Here is a 19,273-nt window from a genome sequence, read left to right as displayed (position 1 = left end):
GAAATCTGTTTCAGATGACTTTTAAATCCTGTGAGCCTTGTTAAATTAATACTTTTATCGTTTGCGATTTACTTCTGCCCCAAGAAGGAATAATTGAAGAAGGCGAACTGAAAATCCATCAAGTTTCTTCCTTTTATAGTCGATGAGTTTTCTGTAAACATCGTTATATAACAGTGTAGAAAAAATCCACCTGCTTTATATAAAATCCTTATATTATAAGTGAATAAAGGAGCGTTTATAAAATGATGAATCACTCTTATAGAAATCTTATTCATAAGGGAAATCGAATTGAATAATTGTATTACTTCCATCTACTTGCGAAACTGTTCTTTAACATAGCAAAAGACCTTCAATAGAAGGTCTTATCTGCATTTATGCTAATGAAAATTTGTGTGTTAGATGAATAGCCACCCGTATAGCATTCCATTAATTTAGTATTCTCGAAGCTGTTGAAAAACTTGAAGGATTATAGTTTGAAATCTTCACTACATCCCCTGTATGTGGGGCGTGTATATATTTCCCCCCTCCAATATAAATACCCACATGGTAGGCAGGGTTACCTCTAAACACTAAATCTCCCGGTTGTACTTGATTGGTTGGAATTCTTTTCCCGACATCCTGTTGATCTCTTGATATCCTTGGAAGCTCGATTCCAGCGGTGTTTCTAAAAACATAGGAAGTAAATCCAGAGCAATCAAATCCTTTTGGCGTGGTTCCACCCCATACATAAGGAACTCCCATATATTTCTTAGCATATTCAATAACTTTTTCAACTTTATCCGAAGAAGTTGTTAGGTTAGAGTCATTATCAGTATGGGCTGTTTGAACTTTTGGTGTTTTAAAGGCTGTTGGTGATTTTTGAGCTAATTGATCTTGTTGTTGTTCTCCTGATTGATCTTGTTGTTCACTGAGTCGAGCCTCTTGTTGCTCTCTTAACTTCGTTTGTTGTTCGTGAAGTTGAGCTTCTTGTTGTTCTTTTAACCGAGCTTGTTGCTCCTGACGTTGAGCCTCTTGTTGCGCTTTTAATCGGGCTTGCTCTTGTTCCCGTAATTGGGTTTGTTGTTGAACAAGTTGACTTTGTTGTGCTTCTAAGGTGTTTTTGGAATCAGCCAATTGTTTTTGGACTTCTTTTTTATTTTTTTCAATCATTACTTGTTCAGAAGCCAATTCGTCTTGTTTACGTTTTAAACTCTTCATTTGCTTATCTAATTTCTCTTTTGTATCTGTTAATTCTTGTCCTTTCTCTTTTAAGCCAGTCATTAAGTCTGAATCACTCTGAAGAATAGATGAAACAGCGGTAGCCCGGCTAAAAAAATCTGATAGATTTTGAGAAGAAACTAAAACCTCTGCATAAGTGAGAAGTGGTTTTTGCCCTTGCTTTTGGATACTTCTCAATCGTTCAGAATAGACAGCTTGATGAGCATCAAACGTTTTTTGGGCTTCTTTGATTTCTGATTTTGTTTTTTTTATTTTTTCTTGCTGTGTTTTTATCTCTGCATCAAGTTTTGAACTTTTATCCATTGATACACTGATTTTGTCGTCCAGTTGTTGAATCTTTGTATCCAAATTATCAATTTGAAGCTGTGTAGACTGAATCTGTCCTTTGGTTTCATTAATTTGCCCCTCTGTTACTGGACTTGCAAAGACAGTTGTTGTTTGTATAAAAGTGGCTAATATAGCCAGGGATGCTGTATATTTAAATGACTTCTTCCTCAATCTCTTGTAACCTCTTTTCTATTTTCTATACAATAGAGTATGGCATTTCTCGACTAAAAACAACAGGTTTAGTGTTTGATGTTTCAAATTTGTAATAATTGTCAAAAAAGAAAAAGCCCTGTAATGCCAGAGCTTTTAATCAACGTATTTAAGAATAAACTATGTCTTCAAAAATGAAAAGAGATATGTATATAGGTTCTGCTTAAGCAGAACCTTCAGTTTATCGACAAACTGACAGTGAGCCTATATGTACTCACTGTCTTTTTATTTATAAAATTTCGTTCACTGCTACAGCCAATCAATAGTGCAAGAACCTATTTCACCTGTTTTCTTTGCCAGGCGTAGCCTGTTTCCTTTTTTCTGAGAGCTGGATTCCATATGACCATGAGGAATAAAGCGGTTAGCGCCAAGAGGCCTGAAAAATAAAAACCGGCTGCAATGCCAATAGAGGAATTCAGAATGCCGGCTATCAACGGAACGACGAACATGCCAATCGCATACACCGCTTGATAAAGGCCCATGGCTGTTGCTCGTTTTTCCGGAGAAATACTTTCTATGGCCATTCCTAAAAAAAGCGGAAACAGCAGGCCCATTGAAAAGCCGTTAAGTCCCAAGACTACACAGAGTAAAACGTTTGTTTCGATGAATGGGATGATCAGTGTGAAAAACGCTGTGGCGCCAAACGCGAGCTGCAAGGTTTTCCACTCGCCAAGTTTTGGTGCAAACCAGCCTCCGCTCAATAAAGTGGCCGCTGCATGAGGAATCATAAAAGAACAAACGATGAAGCCGATGTCGCTAGCCTTCAATCCAATATGCAAGGCGTAAGTAGGAACAAATCCAAACATCGTGGTGAAGATAATACCATGCGCCGAAATCGACAGCAAAGATACTTTCAACAGCATCGGCTCTCGGATGACAGAGGCCAAGTCTTGTAAGTTCACAGGTTCTCTCGGAATTTCTTCAGTTGATTCAGCAACTAAAAGAGACAGGAGCACACCGACGATGCCCATCGTCCCGCCAATCCAAAACGGAGCGGTCCATCCCCATGTGTCCACGATTAACCCACTGACACTCATACCTAGGAATTGCGCTAATACCACCACAAACGAAATGGTTCCCATCGCACGATGGATATGCTGATCTGTAAAATAACTGGAGTATAAAACAGTGAAGACGACCCAAGCGGAAGCTGCTAATCCGGCAAACGACCGAGCTAAAAGAATCCATCCTAGACTGTCTGTCCATGCAAAAGCTAAACAACTAAGAGCACTGACTAGCATTCCAAATATAATAAATGGCTTTCTTACTTTCAGCAGATCTGAAACAATGCCCATGGGAAGGCGAAATAAAAATTGCATGAAGCCATAGCTGCCTAACACTAGGCCAATAAAGGCATATTGCCCCCCTTTAAATTCTATGTAAGGGGACAATACGGGAATGTAAATAAAATGAGAAAACCAAAAAATAAAAGAAACAGCTAAGAATACATATTTATTTTGGATGCGTTGCGAAGATTTCACTCTATCACTTCCTCATGTAGTAGCTGTCCAAATTATTTTTTGGTTTTTCGAGATGAATAGGACTTCCTTCTAATCAAAACAGCTCTCCTAAATTATTCTTATTAAGCATTTTTAGTGCTGGCTTTTTCTTGTAAAAGCGTTTCCTCATAGAGCAAGTCACTCGATCCTAAATTATTTTCATAGGACATCTTCTCAATGAGAGCGGCATTCTGTGGCTTCGTAACAAGTGTAGCTGCGATAATGATTAGCGTTGAAGCGAGCAGCCCTGGAAACACTTGATGAATACCAAACGGCTGACCGGCTATTTGCCAGACGACCGTTGTAATCAAACCGGCCCAGATCGATAATGTCCCTGCCGACTCGCTGACTTTTTTAAACAGGACCCCAGCAATAAACGGAACGAGTAAGCCTGACGTAAGCATGGCCGTGCCAGCTACCCATAATGGAACAAGCTGAGGGATGGCAAGCGCCATTACTAAAGCAACAACGGAAAGAATGATAACAGATAACCGGCTGTATTGAAGCATTTTTTTATCATCTGTTACCTTGAAATAAGGTTTAATAATATCATTTGCAATACTAGAAGCTCCCGCCATGAAAAAGGAATCTGCGCAAGAAACAATAGTAGCCACGAGCGCAATTACCATAATAACGATCATAGGCACAGGCATCGTTTCATTCACTACTTGATAGAAGATTAAGGCTGGCTGATCGGTTTGAATATTTAATCCTAACGCTGAGAAAACACCAGTTAATACGATACATATACCAGTAATCAGGCCGATCACTAACGCAAACCAGTTGCTTACAACAGCTACCTTATCTGTTTTCGCTGCCCACACGCGCTGCCAATTATCTTGTCGAACAAACTGGTAAGCACCTAACGTAAAAATAAAAACAAAAATGCTGACGGTTGAAATCCCGAAGACATCCACAAATTGTGGCTGATTGATGGCTAGAGCATTTTCCTTTACGTTATTCCATCCGCCTGAAAGGAAATACACTGTACAAAATAGGATGATAACTCCTAATGTTTGAATGGTTCCCTGAACAGAATCAGACCAAATAACGGCTTTTAAGCCACCGATATAAGTTTTAAAGGTGAGGAACACACAGCCGATAATAATGCCTGCGGTTGTGTTTAAACCGAACATTAAATTTAAAAAAGTAGCAATCGCAATAAATTGTAATCCCGTAATGGACGCATATGCGACCAATATACAAATGAGTGCAGGCACACGCGCTTTTTCTCCGTAACGAAGGGCGATATAGTCAGGAAGCGTGACGAGGTTATATTTCGTTCCGAGATTTCGAATCGGCTTTAAGAAGAAAATGATCCAGATTGCGCTAACAATATATACGGGAAGAACTAACCAAATCATTCCAAGCCCCCCGCTGTAGGCATCTCCCATGAACCCAAGCAAGCTGGCCCCGCCGGTAGCCGTACCCACGATAGACAGGATCATCGGGAATGTGGGCATCGAACGGCCGGCGACATTGTAATCATCCGAAGTCTTGACTCGCTTAAAAAAATATAAAGAGTGGCCAAGAATAGCTAAAGAATACAGGAAAACAGCGATTAAAATAATAGATTTAATACTCGGATCAAACATATGAATACCCCTCTTTTCTCGTTCGTTGAAAAACGGTTTCTCCTTCAATCATGGTCAGCAATACTTTAATGTCTTTCAGCTGATCGGAATGTATCGTAAAAGGATCTTCGCTGAGTACAATCAAGTCAGCATATTTCCCTATAGAAAGCGAGCCTATAATTTCTTCATCAAATCCGCTGTACGCAGCATCGACAGTATAAGATTGAATGGCATCTTGTACTGAAATAGCTTCTTTTGTTCCTAACTGCTGCCCCCCTATCGTTTTTCTAGTCACTGCTGTATAAATCCCATAAAATGGATTGCCGTGACATACAGGCATATCTGAATTTCCCGGTGCTGTGATGCCGTATTTCTTAAAAGAAGCGTGGGGAAATACTCTTTCTGCCCGCTTTTCACCTAGATTTTTCAAATAACTATCTCCTATAGAATAAATAAAACCAATAGAAGAAGCTGCGATGATCTCACGAGAAGCCATCCGTTCTAAATGATCCTTCGTCGCTAAGGCACAATGCTCAATTCGATGTCGCATATTCTTGTTCTGCTCAGGAGTCCCAGATTGTTCGATCGCTTCAAGCGCCATGTCAATGGCTCGTTCACCAATGCCGTGAATAGAAACACGCAGATTGTGTTTTACGACTCGGGCCACATGATCACATAGCTTCTCACGTGTCATATAAAGAAGGCCGCAATTATCTTCTTCATGTTCGTAAGGGGACGATACAGCAGCTGTTTTTCCTCCAACACTGCCATCAAGCATATACTTCAACCCTTGGATATTGAGCCGATCATTCCCGTAACCGCTTTCAATTCCTAGTGCCAATACTTCATTCTCCATGCCGTTCCATCCCATCTGGCTAAGGGCCCAAAGCCATAATCGGACTTTCAGGCGAAAATCGGCTTGTTTTTGCAGTTGCTGGTACACCATCATCTCTTCTTTTTTTACAGCCATGTCATGTACAGTCGTAATGCCCCATTCATAAAAATGCTGCTGGGCCTGGAGCATCGCTTGCTTTAGTTGGTCGATCGTTAACGTCGGGACAGCAAACTCAGACATCGCATTCTCTTGAATTAGACCGCTCAGCTTTCCTGTCTCAGGATTTCTATGAAAATGTCCCCCTTCCGGATCAACAGGGTTTTCAGAAAGGCCGCTTTTTTCAAATGCTTTTTGATTCACTACAGCGTTGTGAATACAAGTGCGCTTCAGAAAGACCGGATGGTGAGGAGCTGCTGCACTTAACTCTTCAATAGTAGGAAATCTTCTTTCCTTTAACTTACTATCATCCCAGCCCATGCCGAGAATCCATTCTCCTTCCGGTAATTCTTCGGCTTTTTTTCTGACGGCTGCTAGAATGCTATGGATGTCAGGGGCTACTTCAGCACGTAAATCCAGTTCCAATAAGTTAGCCGCGTAATTCAAAGGATGGGCATGACTTTCAATCAGCCCCGGCAAAATAGTTTTGCCTTTTATATCAATCTTTCGAGTTTGTGGACCGCAATATGGGTCAGCGTCTTGATCAAATGCCACGATTTTTCCCTCTTTGATGGCTATCTTAGAAGCGGTAGGTCTTGTTTCGTCCATAGTATAAATAACCGAGTTGTATAAAATAAGATCTGCGTACATATTTTTCTCCCTTTGTTTTAAACTTGTTGTGCCTTCCATCTAATCATTCCTTTTTAATAAGCAGGAACATGTTCTCCGGCTAATTTTCTGACCACATTCAACAGCACATTGGCTCCTTTTTCAATGGCCTCTTGCGTCGTAAATTCTTCCTGGCAATGACTTTTCCCCTCAACGCTAGGAACAAAAATCATCGCTGTAGGAGCCAGTTTACTCATATACTTGGCATCGTGTCCGGCTCCACTAATCATCTGACGATGGCTATAGCCTAGCTGGTCTGCACTATCCGAAATACATTGAATCAGTTCCGTGGAAAAATAGCTGGCCGGTGTTTCCCAAATTTGATTGACTTCAAGTTCAACTTGTTCAGTGGCAGCAATCATACAAATTTTTTGTTTCACTGTTTCTAGTAAATGCTCCCGCACAGCATCCACTGAATGCCGAATATCTACGGAAAAAACAGCTTCTCCGGGAACACAATTAATTGAATTCGGTAACAGAGTTAAACGGCCGACTGTCGCAGTTGCTTCATCATCTTGCTTTTTTATCGTTTCCTTGATCTCCAGCATCATTTTAGCTGCTGCCATTAAAGCATCTTTGCGTCTATTCATCGGTGTTGGCCCTGCATGGTCGGCTTGTCCAGTCACCTTCACTTCCAGCCAGTTCATCCCTTGAATGCCGGTTACGATGCCAATATCCAATTGTTCATGCTCCAGGACTGGCCCCTGTTCAATATGAAGTTCTAGATAGCTGTATATATTGTCAGCCCGATTCTCTTTAGAGCCGTGATAACCGATTCGCTGGAGCTCGTCTAAAAATACTTTTCCGTCTTGATCTTGACGGGTAAATACAAAGTCTTCGTTAAAAATACCGGCCAGTCCTCCCGCACCTAAAATAGGAGGCTCAAAGCGGGCACCTTCTTCATTTGTAAAACATACCAGCTCAATCGGCCGCTCTAATTCAATGTCATTTTCCTGTAACACCTTCAATACTTCGAGTCCTGATAAAACACCTAGTATGCCATCGTACCGGCCGCCTTCCGGCTGGGTATCAAGATGAGAGCCAATAAGAACAGCCGCTGCCTCTGAATTTTTCCCCTCTCGTCTTCCGTAAATATTGCCGAAATCATCCACTCGAACAGTCAATCCTGTACTCTCCAGCCAATGAATAAATAAATCTCGCATATGTTTATCTTCATCTGTGAGCGCCAATCGGCCAATGCCACCTTGATCAAGCTGGCCAATCTTGGCACTTTCCTCAATTGTGTTCATCAGCCGTTCAATGTTAACGAGCTGAATTTGCTCTATCATGTTCGGGATCAGCTCCTTTCCTAGTCTATTGCTTTATAAGCATATTTCGTGCCAAGTTGTTCATCTGTTTTTTAAGCAAATCCTAGGTTTCAAAGCTGATTTTTCTATTTTTTCGTGTTGGTCAGATTAAAATCGACTCAAAAAAATAGGGATTTGAGTCGATTTAGATTCTAATAATCATTTTAACTGTCCCGATTTTTCTATTTTTCATGTATTGATTCGATATAGACTCAAAATGTGTTAAAATATTATAAAAATTTTAACGATTGATCATCAAAAGGAGAATGAATTTGAACAATATATTCGATAATATGTACTTTACTAGTATTCTCAATGCGATTTCAGACGGAATTTTGATAGCTGATGGAAACGGAAAAGTCCTTTGGCTGAATCAAGCATGTGAGAATCTGGCGAATGTCTCCCGCTCACAAATCATCGGCAAAACAGCGGATGCGCTGGAGAAACAAGGCGTTTTTATGCCCTCCGCCACTAAAATGGTATTAAATAAACGAAATACAGTCAGCACAGTACAGACAACGGTGCAAAATCGGAAATACATCACTTCAGGATACCCCATTAAGGATGAACAAGGAAATATTGAATTAATTGTGGCTCATGCACGAGATATTACAGAAGCAGTTCGTACGAATTTACAGCTGGAAGAAACCCAAGAGCTTTTAAAAAGATATAGTCAAGAAATTATAAAGATTAGACAGGAAAATGATCTGGTAGCTTCAGAATACTTTTTCATGGGTAAAAGCCCTGCTTACGTATCTCTAATCAGCATGGTCGATAAAATCGCCTTAACAGACACAACGGTGCTAATCACTGGAGAAACAGGAGTTGGGAAAAATGTAATTGCCAACCGGATTCATCAATTAAGTGAACGCAGTCTTGAACCATTTGTAGAAATTAATTGTGGAGCCATACCAGAATCTTTAATAGAATCGGAACTATTTGGCTATAAGAAAGGAGCCTTTACTGGCGCCAGCTCAGGAGGAAAAGCGGGGCTTATTAAAATGGCAGACAAAGGAACTTTATTTCTTGATGAAATTGGGGAGCTTCCTCTTCATTTGCAGGCAAAGCTCCTTCAATTCATCCAGCATAAGAAATTTCTGCCGATCGGAGGAACGGAACATCAAACGGCCAATGTAAGAATTATAGCTGCTACAAACCATGATTTGCTTCAACAAGTTCAAGAAGGAAAATTCCGCTCTGATTTATTTTATAGACTAAATGTATTGCCCGTCAGAGTGCCTTCTATGAAAGAAAGAAAAATAGATGTCATTGATTTGCTGCAGTTCAATCTGGAGAAATACAACAAAAAACATAAGCGAGAATGCACATTTTCGCAAGAAGCGCTCAAACACTTGCAAGCCTATGACTGGCCGGGAAACATTAGAGAGCTAGAAAACATGGTAGAGCGGTTAGTGATTATCTCAGCTCATGATGAAATTCAAGTAGAAGATTTGCCTTTTCAAATGAAGACGAAGGAAAAAACAACCTTTACTCTTAACAAATATGAAAAAGGAAGATCCTTGACTGCTATTTTAGAAACGATTGAACGGGAAATTATTGAAGAGGCCTATGCTGAATGTAAAACGACAAGAAAAGCAGCAGATGAACTGGGGATTACCCAATCTTTATTGATGAGACGTATTCGAAAATATGGGATAAATCTAAGGGAATAAAAAATAGCGGGCAACTACTGGATCTCCAATAGGCTGCCTGCTGCCTCTTCCTTGTTGTTTCCCCAAGAAGGAATACTATAAGAACAGCCGCTTATAAAACGGCTGTTTTCTCTTTTTTAATATTTTTTCCGCACTTCTTGATACAGAAAAACCTTTAAAAAACGCCGTTATTAGCGTTCGGACTGTTCCTTGTTAACGGCCTCGTTATTTTCGTTAATCATACTTCTCACTTCTTGCACCATGTCATCAAAAGTTTGATTCACTCTATTCATAATTTTATCCTGAGGCGTGTTGCCATTTTCAAAATCCATGTTTTCGTTGTTATTACTTTTTTTCACTTTCTTCACCTCCGATATAAATATATGGTTTGTAACGAGAACAAAAATATACTTTGAGTTGCTTATTAACTAAAATTTGCACAACAAAGTGATGATTAATCAAAAACAGAAGGTTTATACAGTGGCTCTCTGTTTTTTTAGTGTATAGTGATAATAAAGTTATTGAATTTTGATTAAAAAAGATAAGAGCCTTACTACATTCTATATGCAGCAAGGCTCTTTAAAGTTGTTTCAAATTATATCCATCTGCTTATGTAATACTAAAAAAATGAATAATAAAGTTGTTTACTTCTTATTGAACTAATGCCCCCGTTAGTTTAAGTGTAACTCTTCACAATTATTTCATATTATATAGGTAAATAGAAAGATAAATTAGAGTTTAGTTTATAGTTATAAAAATAAGTTATTTATACCCTTACAATTCTTCAAAAAGGAGAGTGCATGAAAAAGACTATTGTTTTTGTATTAACGATATTTATATTATTCTCAGGATTCGCAACACAAAGTTATGCGTTGTCAGATTCGAAAGCTGTGGCAATACAAGCATTGCTAGATGATGCCTGTCGTACATCAGGTGTGCCTGGAATGTCAATCTCAATACTTGCTGATGGTGAAGTGTTCTACTTTTCTTCTGGGTATGCAGATCTTGAAAAGGGGTTGTCTGCAAGTGAAAATACACTCTATGAGTTGGCCTCGGTGAGTAAAGCTTTTACTGGTATGGGGATTTTGCTATTGGAAGAGCAAGGGCTGCTATCAATGACTGACCCTATCCAAAAATATTTACCTTGGTTTACGTTAAAGTATCAAGGTAAACCTGTTGATATGCAAAACCTTACACTAAATAACTTTCTTCACCATACCAGCGGCCTAACAAATATTAGACATACTCAAAATATTCCACAAGGTAATACGCCTGATATGTTGCAAAAGACTGTGAAAACGCTGGTAGATGCAGAATTGGCGTTCTCTCCCGGTGAACAATATAACTATGGAACCGTTAATTATGACGTATTGGGTTTGGTTATTGAGATTGTATCACGACAAAGCTATGAAGACTTTATGAAGGAACAGGTATTTCTACCCTTAGGTCTTCACCAGACGTATGTTTATAAAGAAGATGCTCAAGCCACTGGACAGTTAGCACAGGGCTATCGTTCTTCCTTTTTTATAACAACTCCATTTAACGCTCCGGATTATGCTGGGAATAAACCTGCCGGCTATATCATTTCTAATACAAAAGATATGGCGCGTTGGATGGGCATACAGATGGGTATCGTGCAGGACATACCCGAAATATTTCACAGGGTTATCGAAAAATCACATAGGGGTGATATGTCTGTTTCGGCTGTCAATGATATGTATTATGCGGCAGGTTGGTCGGTAAATGCCGAACAAACGTTTATAGAACACACTGGGGGTAATCCAAATTTTCGAACCGAAGTAGCTATACTGCCAAATGAAAGAACAGCCATCTGCTTACTGAGCAACGGCGCAAATACCAATATAAACCTGGTGCTAAAAGTTAAAAATATATTAAACGGCAATCTAACTCAGTCATATGAGATAAGCGGCACACAGCTTTTGGACATCATTTTGTCGTCTACCACAATTATTCTTTGCCTATTGGCCGTTCTGTTATTTCTCTTAGGATTAAGAAAAAGGAAAACGAATGAACAGCAGCCAATGACAAAAAAGAGAACAATCGTAACAATTATTTTCCTAATCGCTACGATTGCCCAGTGTATAATGTTTTTTGCCTTCGATTGGTCAACGATACTTATTTGGCAAACATATAGTGTTCTTACAGCTTTAATTTCGTCAACATTATTAACAGCAAGCATTACTTGGTTTGTATATACTCACCGATTAGATGCCTCGGTCCGAAAATAAGTATAATGTTAAGTAATTAAATCCTAATTTATCGATATTCTTAATTTAAAAAACAGGAAGACACCTCGGTGTCTTCTTTAATGTCATCGACACTTCTCCTAGTTAAACCCACTTGCTATTTCTTCCACTAACCAGCCCCGTTAGTAGAAGAAGGATTTTTAAACAACTATATTTTAAAAGAATGAAATCCATTACGATGGCAGAATCACACGGTGCATTAGATAAAGTAGAAGACCCGATTGCAATGCTAAATCAGTATGCAAGAGAAATGGAAGAAAACCTGACAAAAGGACAAGAAGCTCTTGCGAGACAGATCTTCCTTGAGAAAAAACAGAAGGGATTGATTTCTGAAACAGAGGTGTTAATTGCTAAAAGAGAACGCCAAGCAAGGCTTGCCGTAGAACAGGGTGACGATCATATGGCCACTCTTGCCCTGTATGAAAAAAACTTGCAGGAAAATCAGCTGAAGCTGTATGTGGAACAATTTAAAGCCATTCAGCAGCAGACAGAGTCCCTTAAAGAGAAATGGCAGGAATTCAAAGGAACATACAATGAGCTGCTACATAAAAGAATCTTATTAAGCAGCAGAGCTAACGTTGCTCGATCGATTAAACAAATGCAACAAACGACTCTCTCATTTAATTCCGAAAACATCGCAAAAGGAATGGCTCAGGCAGAAGATCGGATTTTATTAATGGAATCAGAAGCCCAGGCTTTTTATCAATCCACTCAACCGAATGAAGTTTCAGCGAAAGGCTATATGGATAACAGCCTGGAAGAGCTTCTGCAAGAGGAGCTTCAAAAGCTAAAGCAAGGTTCATCTAAAGAAACAGCATAAATAGTGTTTGGGAAGCACCTTTTCATTACGGCGCTTCCCTTTTCATTTATTTATTTCTTTTCTCAAACACCTTTACCAGCTCTTTTCCCATCAGTTCAGATGAAAAGGGATCACGGCTTGTCACTGTTTGCTCATCCGCCCATACGGCATGCGCTTTTTTGTTTCAGTCTCCTTTATGATAAGAATCAATCTTTGGCTCTGAACTAAAAGGTAAAACGTTTGGCAGCCCATCTGATTCAATTTTTCCGGGATAACCAGTATAAGAATTAGGCTTCAAAATCTTTTATCTTAGCATCCGGGCTTAATACCTTTTCCGGATTAAACTTTGCTAACGGCTCGCCATTTTTTACTTTATTGACCCAGTCATGATTGGCAAGAGCGCCCTTTCCTAAGGTAATAACGTCGGCCTCGCCTTTTTCAATGATTGCCTTTGCTTTTTCTGGATCTTCTAAATGGCCGTTAGCGATAACCGGAACTTTGCCATACTTTTTTGCTAAGGCTGCTAAGGAGGGACCACCATCACCAAAGGCTGAATCAGTAGCAACGGTCCCCTCTCCTTCCGGAAATGCGGGCTGCCATGCTTCATACTCCGTCACATGGATAAAGTCGAGACCAGCCTGACCTAACTGGCCAAAAATAATCTCTGCATCTTTTTCTTTTCCTGCCCACTTATGCTCATAATCATTCACTTTTCCTTGGGAGATGCGAATGCCAACCGTAAAATCTTGTCCAACGGCCTCCCGGACACTTTTTGATACTTCCGTTAATAAACGTACCCTATTTTCAGTAGAGCCGCCGTACTCATCTGTGCGCTCATTTGTATAATCCGTTAGGAATTGATCGAGTATATACCCATTTGCCCCGTGAATTTCTACACCATCGAATCCCGCCTCTTTGGCACGTTTAGCCGCATTCACAAATCCATGGATGACTTCTGTTATCTCTTTCTTTGTTGCTTCTCTCGGTGTTTGGAATGGACCTTTTCCTCCGTAAAACTCCATTTGCTCTCCTTTTGGCTGAACAACAGAAGGTCCGATGGTTTCCTTTACAAAACGGTTTCCTTGAGAAAGGGCGCCCGCATGCATCAGCTGGGCAACTATTTTTGCGCCCGCTTGGTGGACAGAGTTTACTACTCTCTTCCATGCTTGTGCTTGTTCGCCGTTAGCAATGCCCGGCTGGTTTAAGTACCCTTGACTATACTGTTCATCCGGATAAATGCCCTCCGTAATAATGAGCCCAAAGCCGCCGCGGGCAAATGACGTGTAATAGGAGAGCATTTGCTCAGTTGCCCGCCCTTCGGAGGTGGCACTTGTACGCGTCATTGGGGCAACTCCTACCCTGTTATCTAGTGTGATGTTGCCTACCGTTACTGTTTCAAATAATAACTGGGTGTCTCTCAAATTTAAAACTCCTTTCCTCGATAGAGTCACTTATCAGTATGCTCCACTTAATAAAATTTTTTCGTTAACAGCCATCCCTATGACAGGACATGCCTTCGATTGAAATAGCTGCTTTTTTCTTTTGACTCTCTTCATTTATAACTTGCTCAAGCGTTTCTTTAGATCGTATTCCTCCGATAGTCGTGTTCCCAATGACGAATGTTGGCACGGCCGTAATGTTCACTTCTTCATAGGCATGTGTTAGCGCCTTTTGGTGTGCTTCTTTATAGGTTCTTCTCTCCAAGGCTGTCCGATACTCCGACTCATTAAGCCCAATTTCTCCAGCTACTTTTGTTAGCACATCAATGTCCCCAATATCTTGTTCTTCTTGAAAAAAGGCACGAAGCATCCGATCATTATACTCGTTGCCCTTTCCTTTCTCTTTTGCATATTGATATCCTTCAAACGCCAGATGTGTGTATGGCTGTGGTGATATGCTTGGCAAGACGATAGCAATTCCCATACGCTCAGCCAACGGATAGACCGATTGCTTCCAGGTACTTTGCAAATAGTCTCCCTCAGGCTTTAACGTTTCATTTGGATAAGGACGCAGCTCGAAAGGCATCCATTCTACTTCTACATCCTTCCCTTTGATCGCTTCTTTTAACGGTTTTTCTGCCAAGAAACAAAAAGGACATACATAATCTGAATATACCTTAATCTTTATAGTCATTGCGATCTTCTCCTTTTCTTGCATGATTGTGTCGCACATCTGACCTATTCCCTTGACTGTGAAGGAAATTCATCACACATTCGATTATTATCCACCTACTTTTGTATTTTATTTTGTTGTGCATTTTTCTAAACATCGCCATATGCACCTTTACACTCATTAATCATTGCTTATATGTGTATTTTCAAGTAAGGTATCTTGTTTGCATGTTTTTATAAATTTTATATTTGAATTTTGCACAATATGTAATTAGTTAAAAATTTATAGTCTTAGCTGATTAGTATAAAAAACAGCTCAACGGTTTGTTAAGCTGTTCAGCGCATTTCTGAGGAATTTTTAATTGGATAAAGAAAGAATTTTTAACGCCCAAGCAATAAACCGCCATCGTTTAGTTCCATATACTGTCTTCTTTTTCTTTTTGATACTATGATATATTTGCAAAGCAGCCTCTTCTGGAGATGCTGCCCAAAACAGTTTATCAGGTTCGCCTTTAGCCATTTCCGTATCAATGAATCTGCATTTAACGTCCGTGGCAAACACGTTTTCCTGTTGCATTTTTAGTTTTTTTCGGATGTTCATCAAGTAGTTGGATACGAAAGTTTTTGAGGCATTGTATAAAGGAGCAACCGGATTAGCCATTAATGCTCCAACCGATGATAGGCCGAATAAATGACCTGCATTTTTCGCTAGAAAATGCTGATATGCCACGTTCACTGTCATTACAAAACCTGAAACATTCTCATCTATTGCCTCCTTTGACAATCGACTTATGTATTAGTTGTTCTTGGAGAGCAAGGAGCTTATCTTCCCTTCTAGCGGCTAACCCGACAATATATCCCTCATTCGATAAAATTTCCGCCAATTCTTCGCCTATTCCGGAACTTGCACCTACAACTATCGCTTTTCTCAAGTCATCCTCTCCATAGTTCTATTCTTATCTTTTCCAGATTCTTTAGTATTAGAAATCTTTTAACAAACGTTAAACCAATTAGACGTTATTTGGTTTGTCCCTTTCTACTAACTGTGATCTGTTCTTATGACGATCGACGAATTGTTTTTTATTTCATCATATTCTCGAATTCTTCAATATCCTTATTAAATTCGGATTGCGTTTCTATGATTATTTGCTGTAAATCATCGGTTATTTGGCTAATCCTTCTTACTTCGTTTGAAATGTTTTCTACATTCATATTCATATTTTTAACGGCATGATCAACCTGACCAGCCAATTTCCGCACTTCATCAGCGACCACCTTAAAACCTCGTCCATGTTCTCCCACCCGGGCAGCTTCAATAGCTGCATTTAAGGCTAGCATATTCGTTTGTGAGGAAATATTGCGTATAAGTTTAGATATCTCACTGATTAGATCTGTTTGCGTTTTTAATGATTCGATGGCCTGAATTTTTTCAGAAGAATTGGTGACAATTATATTGACTAATTCTACGGGCATATCTTTTAATTGAGAAATGATTCCCCTTGTATAATTTTCTCGTTCTGTAATATTAGTGGCGATTTTCAGAACAGCTTCCACTTCCCCGTCCGCATCTCGAACCGGAATATAGGTCGCTTCGAACCATAGTAAATTTTCCCGCTTGCTTACTCTCTGAATTTTCTCTTGGAATTTGACTCCTTTTCCAAGGTTCATCCACAAGTCTTCATACTGCCTGCTGTTTCTAAACGCTGGCCTGCAAAATTGCTCATGCTTCATATTTTTCATTTCACTGGCTGTATAGTCCAAAGTCTTTGCAAAGTTTTCATTCGCCCAAATCACTTCTCTGTTCAAGTTAAATTCTATCATTGCTAAGTTGGACTCCAATGCCGTTACAACAGCTGCTTCGTTTAATACTTGCGAAGTCATTTTTTACCCCTCTCATTGTAGGGGCAGCCCAGCCATCATAACCCATTTGGTTTTAGACCTGTCGGCTTTGCGTCCTAATCTTTCGACAAGTTTGCTTTTCACATTTTTAATAAGTAATAGTTATATTATAAATCTTTTTATTGGCAATGTTATAAAATTTTGCAGAAAATAAAAAATCACTATTAGGCTACTGCTATAAGATGAAAATAAAGTTATTTCATTTTATAACGTCAAACAAGCATACCCCCGTTCAGACTTCAGAACGGGGGTAATTCGATAGAAGATGCTTTACTGCGCTTGAAAGATAACTGATACGCTGACTTTCTAATTGATTATCATTACTTTTTTGAAACTGGTATCCATATTTCACTTTTGAAAGTGGGTGAAGTTACATCTTTATTTTCGTTCCACAGGATTTCTGGACCTTCTATTTGTTCATAATTTGAGGATGGGAACCATTCAGAATAAATGCGTCCCCATACATCTTGCAGCGTATCCGGAAATGGTCCGATGGCTTCAAATACAGCCCACGATAGAGCAGGAACTTCAAGCTGTGTTAGATGATCAGGACACGCTTTCGTTGTTGCCACGCCAATATAGTGATCAAGTTCCCCTTTTTCCTCCATCCTGCCTTCAGAAAAGTTGGTGGATGCACTAAGAAGTCCTATAGGTTCGACATTAGAAAGTTTTTTTAGAGTATTTATCGTTTCACTATCTAAGCTTCTCCACATAGAGGCAATGTCCGGATTAACTCCGTTGAAAATAATAGGAACTCTTTTCTTCATACCCACGATGCGAAATGCCTTTTTTTCTTCCATTCGATAGTTCATTTCATTTCCTCCTTTGATTGATAAATGGAAGGTCATTCGTGGATAAGCTTTAAGTAAATGACCATTACTTCTAGCCTCTGATGGTGTGATGCCATGCAAATTTTGAAAAGCCCGTGCAAAAGAATCGGGGGAATTGTATCCATATTTCACGGCAATGTCAATGACCTTTACGCAGCTGTCTTTAAGCTCAAACGCGGCAAGAGTAAGCCGTCTGCGCCGGATGTACTCTGATAATGAAACACCTGAAAGAAAGGAAAACATCCTTTTAAAGTGATATTCGGAGCAGAAAGCCCGTCTTGCTACTTCTTTAAAATCAATCTCATTCGTAAGGTTTTCTTCGATATATTGTAATGCGCCATTCATATCTTTAAGCAAATCCATTAATATGACCTCCTTTATCAAAAGAATAGCAGGAGTTGAATGTATCCATCCGACTTTTCGTGCACAGTTATGCAGGGTTCACTCATAGATAGTAAAACATGTTATTCAACAACATGAAAAACTCATTTGGAATACAAATGAGTTTTTTCTTTTAAACCAATATTTATAGACTACTTTTAATCCGTATCTATTTTAAACTAACAAGTTCTAGGCTATCAAATGAGAAAACAACTTTTCATCTTACAGTCGCTAATGCTGGTCTTGAAATGGAAAACATTGAAATATCATGAATCGTTTGCCCATGAATGATTATCTCGCTTAGTACTTCTCCTAAAACGCTACTATACTTAAAGCCGTGTCCCGAAAACCCACCGGCAATCATCACGTGCGAAAATCCAGGGTACTGATCTATAATAAAGTCCTTATCGGGGGTTTTTGTAATCATACAGGAGCTGCCCTTTATAAGTTTGCCGGCTGCTCCTGGCAAAAACTTTTCTAAAAAGTTTCTTAAATCTCCTTCATCATTAAGGTATTTGCCAAAGTCCTGACTCATTGCATCTGGATCTGTTTCTCTCTCCGAATCATTCCGGCCAACTTTCACACCACCACCTGTTATATTTGGAAACCCATAGTATTTTTGATTTTCTACATTAAAATAGAAGCAAGGCAGCAAAGGATGTTCATAATTCTTACTATTCGCTTCAAACCATCCTAATGTTTTACGCATTGGCTGTAACGGCAACCTTAATGACGAAAGAAGTTTACCTGTCCAAGCTCCTGCACAAATCACCACTTTATCAGCATAAACAGTCTCATTTGTAGTTTTTACAGCCACTCCACTAGTTGAAAAATCAATGCATTCTACTTTTGTATTATTCTTTAGTGACATATTATATGTTAGACCTAACTGTTTGTATGCAAGGATACATTGTTCATTAAGAAGAGCTCCAGAGGAGGATTCAAAGTAGCCAACAAGATGTTCAGGAATTGAAAAACCCGGCCATCTTTTTTGAATTTCATTCGCCCTCATCCTTTCTAAGGATAAAGAATGCTCTGTAGCACTTTTGACTGTTTCTTTTATAAAGGGAGCATCATCTTCTCCCACCATCAGAGTACCAGATGGAATGAAAAGTGTCTGACCCACTTCCTCTTCTAACTGCTTCCACAACTGTTGTGCTCTGAGAACGAGGCTTACATAATGGCCGCCTTCCCCAGTGGCATGGCGGATTAACCGAGTTTCCCCATGATGGCTTCCCCTGCCATGTGGAGGATCAAACGCATCGATTAATAAAGTATCGATCCCCTTCTTAGCTAAATAACAGCCTGTGGCCATTCCGACAGAGCCGGCACCAACAATAACGACACTGTAATGCTTTTTCATAGCGGAGAGTCTCCCTTTCTATTCTGATCAATACTCTGGAACTCTCATTTCCCAGACATCATGAACTTGCGGGCTATTTGTAAGCAACAATCCCCAAACCAAAGCTAAAACAACATGGTTAAGATAAAAAACGTCACAGAAAGGATGCTAAACCTTTCCCTCGCATTTGTCCTCTT

16 protein-coding genes and 1 riboswitch are annotated in these 19,273 nt (G+C 39.6%); of the genes, 3 read left to right on the top strand and 13 right to left on the bottom strand.

The window, feature by feature from the left end; all coding sequences use genetic code 11:
* Window positions 1-426: 426 nt before the first annotated feature.
* From MKZ02_RS13770 to MKZ02_RS13750, 5 genes are all read right to left on the bottom strand, one after another.
* Window positions 427-1,716, bottom strand: a complete 1,290-nt coding sequence (locus MKZ02_RS13770) for a C40 family peptidase (protein ID WP_340854059.1) — start codon at window positions 1,714-1,716, stop codon at window positions 427-429.
* A 314-nt stretch (window positions 1,717-2,030) separates the two neighbouring features.
* The gene (locus MKZ02_RS13765) at window positions 2,031-3,236 is read right to left on the bottom strand and encodes an MFS transporter (RefSeq protein ID WP_340854057.1); all 1,206 of its coding nucleotides are present in this window, start codon (window positions 3,234-3,236) and stop codon (window positions 2,031-2,033) included.
* 101 nt (window positions 3,237-3,337) lie between these two features.
* A complete protein-coding gene (locus MKZ02_RS13760; protein ID WP_340854055.1) occupies window positions 3,338-4,849 on the bottom strand; it encodes a sodium:solute symporter family protein in 1,512 nt (503 codons plus the stop codon).
* Window positions 4,842-6,509 (bottom strand): amidohydrolase, encoded by a 1,668-nt coding sequence (locus tag MKZ02_RS13755; RefSeq protein ID WP_340854054.1) that lies wholly within the window; start codon window positions 6,507-6,509, stop codon window positions 4,842-4,844. Before MKZ02_RS13755 ends, MKZ02_RS13760 begins: the two co-directional genes overlap by 8 nt.
* Window positions 6,510-6,523: 14 nt before the next feature.
* Window positions 6,524-7,777 (bottom strand): M20 family metallo-hydrolase, encoded by a 1,254-nt coding sequence (locus MKZ02_RS13750; protein ID WP_340854053.1) that lies wholly within the window; start codon window positions 7,775-7,777, stop codon window positions 6,524-6,526.
* 284 nt (window positions 7,778-8,061) lie between these two features.
* On the opposite strand from MKZ02_RS13750, the gene MKZ02_RS13745 reads away from it, so the two are divergent.
* On the top strand, window positions 8,062-9,468 hold the full coding sequence (locus MKZ02_RS13745) for a sigma-54 interaction domain-containing protein (protein WP_406908656.1): 1,407 nt from the start codon (window positions 8,062-8,064) through the stop codon (window positions 9,466-9,468).
* A 170-nt stretch (window positions 9,469-9,638) separates the two neighbouring features.
* Here MKZ02_RS13745 and MKZ02_RS13740 read toward each other — a convergent pair whose 3' ends face one another.
* A complete protein-coding gene (locus MKZ02_RS13740) occupies window positions 9,639-9,806 on the bottom strand; it encodes a hypothetical protein (protein WP_340854051.1) in 168 nt (55 codons plus the stop codon).
* Between the two features lie 441 nt (window positions 9,807-10,247).
* On the opposite strand from MKZ02_RS13740, the gene MKZ02_RS13735 reads away from it, so the two are divergent.
* Window positions 10,248-11,696: a serine hydrolase domain-containing protein gene (locus MKZ02_RS13735; protein ID WP_340854050.1), complete on the top strand. Its 1,449-nt coding sequence runs from the start codon at window positions 10,248-10,250 to the stop codon at window positions 11,694-11,696.
* 181 nt (window positions 11,697-11,877) lie between these two features.
* The gene (locus MKZ02_RS13730) at window positions 11,878-12,534 is read left to right on the top strand and encodes a PspA/IM30 family protein (RefSeq protein ID WP_340854048.1); all 657 of its coding nucleotides are present in this window, start codon (window positions 11,878-11,880) and stop codon (window positions 12,532-12,534) included.
* A gap of 266 nt (window positions 12,535-12,800) precedes the next feature.
* Here MKZ02_RS13730 and MKZ02_RS13725 read toward each other — a convergent pair whose 3' ends face one another.
* The 7 genes from MKZ02_RS13725 to solA form a co-directional block, all read right to left on the bottom strand.
* Window positions 12,801-13,934 carry an NADH:flavin oxidoreductase gene (locus tag MKZ02_RS13725; protein WP_340854046.1) on the bottom strand — a complete coding sequence of 378 codons (1,134 nt, stop codon included), beginning with the start codon at window positions 13,932-13,934 and terminating at the stop codon, window positions 12,801-12,803.
* Between the two features lie 64 nt (window positions 13,935-13,998).
* Window positions 13,999-14,646: a DsbA family oxidoreductase gene (locus MKZ02_RS13720; protein ID WP_340854044.1), complete on the bottom strand. Its 648-nt coding sequence runs from the start codon at window positions 14,644-14,646 to the stop codon at window positions 13,999-14,001.
* Window positions 14,647-14,982: 336 nt separating this feature from the next.
* On the bottom strand, window positions 14,983-15,366 hold the full coding sequence (locus tag MKZ02_RS13715) for an SDR family NAD(P)-dependent oxidoreductase (RefSeq protein WP_340854042.1): 384 nt from the start codon (window positions 15,364-15,366) through the stop codon (window positions 14,983-14,985).
* Window positions 15,367-15,385: 19 nt separating this feature from the next.
* Window positions 15,386-15,556 (bottom strand): SDR family NAD(P)-dependent oxidoreductase, encoded by a 171-nt coding sequence (locus tag MKZ02_RS13710; RefSeq protein ID WP_340854040.1) that lies wholly within the window; start codon window positions 15,554-15,556, stop codon window positions 15,386-15,388.
* Between the two features lie 148 nt (window positions 15,557-15,704).
* On the bottom strand, window positions 15,705-16,505 hold the full coding sequence (locus tag MKZ02_RS13705; RefSeq protein WP_340854038.1) for a methyl-accepting chemotaxis protein: 801 nt from the start codon (window positions 16,503-16,505) through the stop codon (window positions 15,705-15,707).
* 19 nt (window positions 16,506-16,524) lie between these two features.
* A riboswitch (cyclic di-GMP riboswitch) is annotated at window positions 16,525-16,611 on the bottom strand.
* A gap of 232 nt (window positions 16,612-16,843) precedes the next feature.
* Window positions 16,844-17,716, bottom strand: a complete 873-nt coding sequence (locus tag MKZ02_RS13700) for an AraC family transcriptional regulator (RefSeq protein ID WP_340854037.1) — start codon at window positions 17,714-17,716, stop codon at window positions 16,844-16,846.
* 235 nt (window positions 17,717-17,951) lie between these two features.
* Window positions 17,952-19,097, bottom strand: coding sequence for an N-methyl-L-tryptophan oxidase (gene solA / locus MKZ02_RS13695; RefSeq protein ID WP_340854036.1), 1,146 nt, complete (start codon window positions 19,095-19,097; stop codon window positions 17,952-17,954).
* Between the last annotated feature and the right edge of the window lie 176 nt (window positions 19,098-19,273).

This window comes from Pseudobacillus sp. FSL P4-0506, from assembly GCF_038003025.1.
GTDB lineage: Bacteria > Bacillota > Bacilli > Bacillales > Domibacillaceae > Pseudobacillus.
Note: the sequence above shows the minus strand (reverse complement) of the source record. Positions and strands in the feature narration are given on the sequence as shown.

Excerpts from the sequence above, each read along its gene's own strand:
- MKZ02_RS13760 (WP_340854055.1), bottom strand. The coding sequence starts at position 4,849 with ATGTTTGATCCGAGTATTAAATCTATTATTTTAATCGCTGTTTTCCTG.
- MKZ02_RS13755 (WP_340854054.1), bottom strand. The coding sequence starts at position 6,509 with ATGGAAGGCACAACAAGTTTAAAACAAAGGGAGAAAAATATGTACGCA.
- MKZ02_RS13750 (WP_340854053.1), bottom strand. The coding sequence starts at position 7,777 with ATGATAGAGCAAATTCAGCTCGTTAACATTGAACGGCTGATGAACACA.
- MKZ02_RS13745 (WP_406908656.1), top strand. The coding sequence starts at position 8,062 with ATGAATTTGAACAATATATTCGATAATATGTACTTTACTAGTATTCTC.
- MKZ02_RS13735 (WP_340854050.1), top strand. The coding sequence starts at position 10,248 with ATGAAAAAGACTATTGTTTTTGTATTAACGATATTTATATTATTCTCA.
- MKZ02_RS13730 (WP_340854048.1), top strand. The coding sequence starts at position 11,878 with ATGAAATCCATTACGATGGCAGAATCACACGGTGCATTAGATAAAGTA.
- MKZ02_RS13720 (WP_340854044.1), bottom strand. The coding sequence starts at position 14,646 with ATGACTATAAAGATTAAGGTATATTCAGATTATGTATGTCCTTTTTGT.
- MKZ02_RS13715 (WP_340854042.1), bottom strand. The coding sequence starts at position 15,366 with ATGACAGTGAACGTGGCATATCAGCATTTTCTAGCGAAAAATGCAGGT.
- MKZ02_RS13705 (WP_340854038.1), bottom strand. The coding sequence starts at position 16,505 with ATGACTTCGCAAGTATTAAACGAAGCAGCTGTTGTAACGGCATTGGAG.
- MKZ02_RS13700 (WP_340854037.1), bottom strand. The coding sequence starts at position 17,716 with ATGGATTTGCTTAAAGATATGAATGGCGCATTACAATATATCGAAGAA.
- solA (WP_340854036.1), bottom strand. The coding sequence starts at position 19,097 with ATGAAAAAGCATTACAGTGTCGTTATTGTTGGTGCCGGCTCTGTCGGA.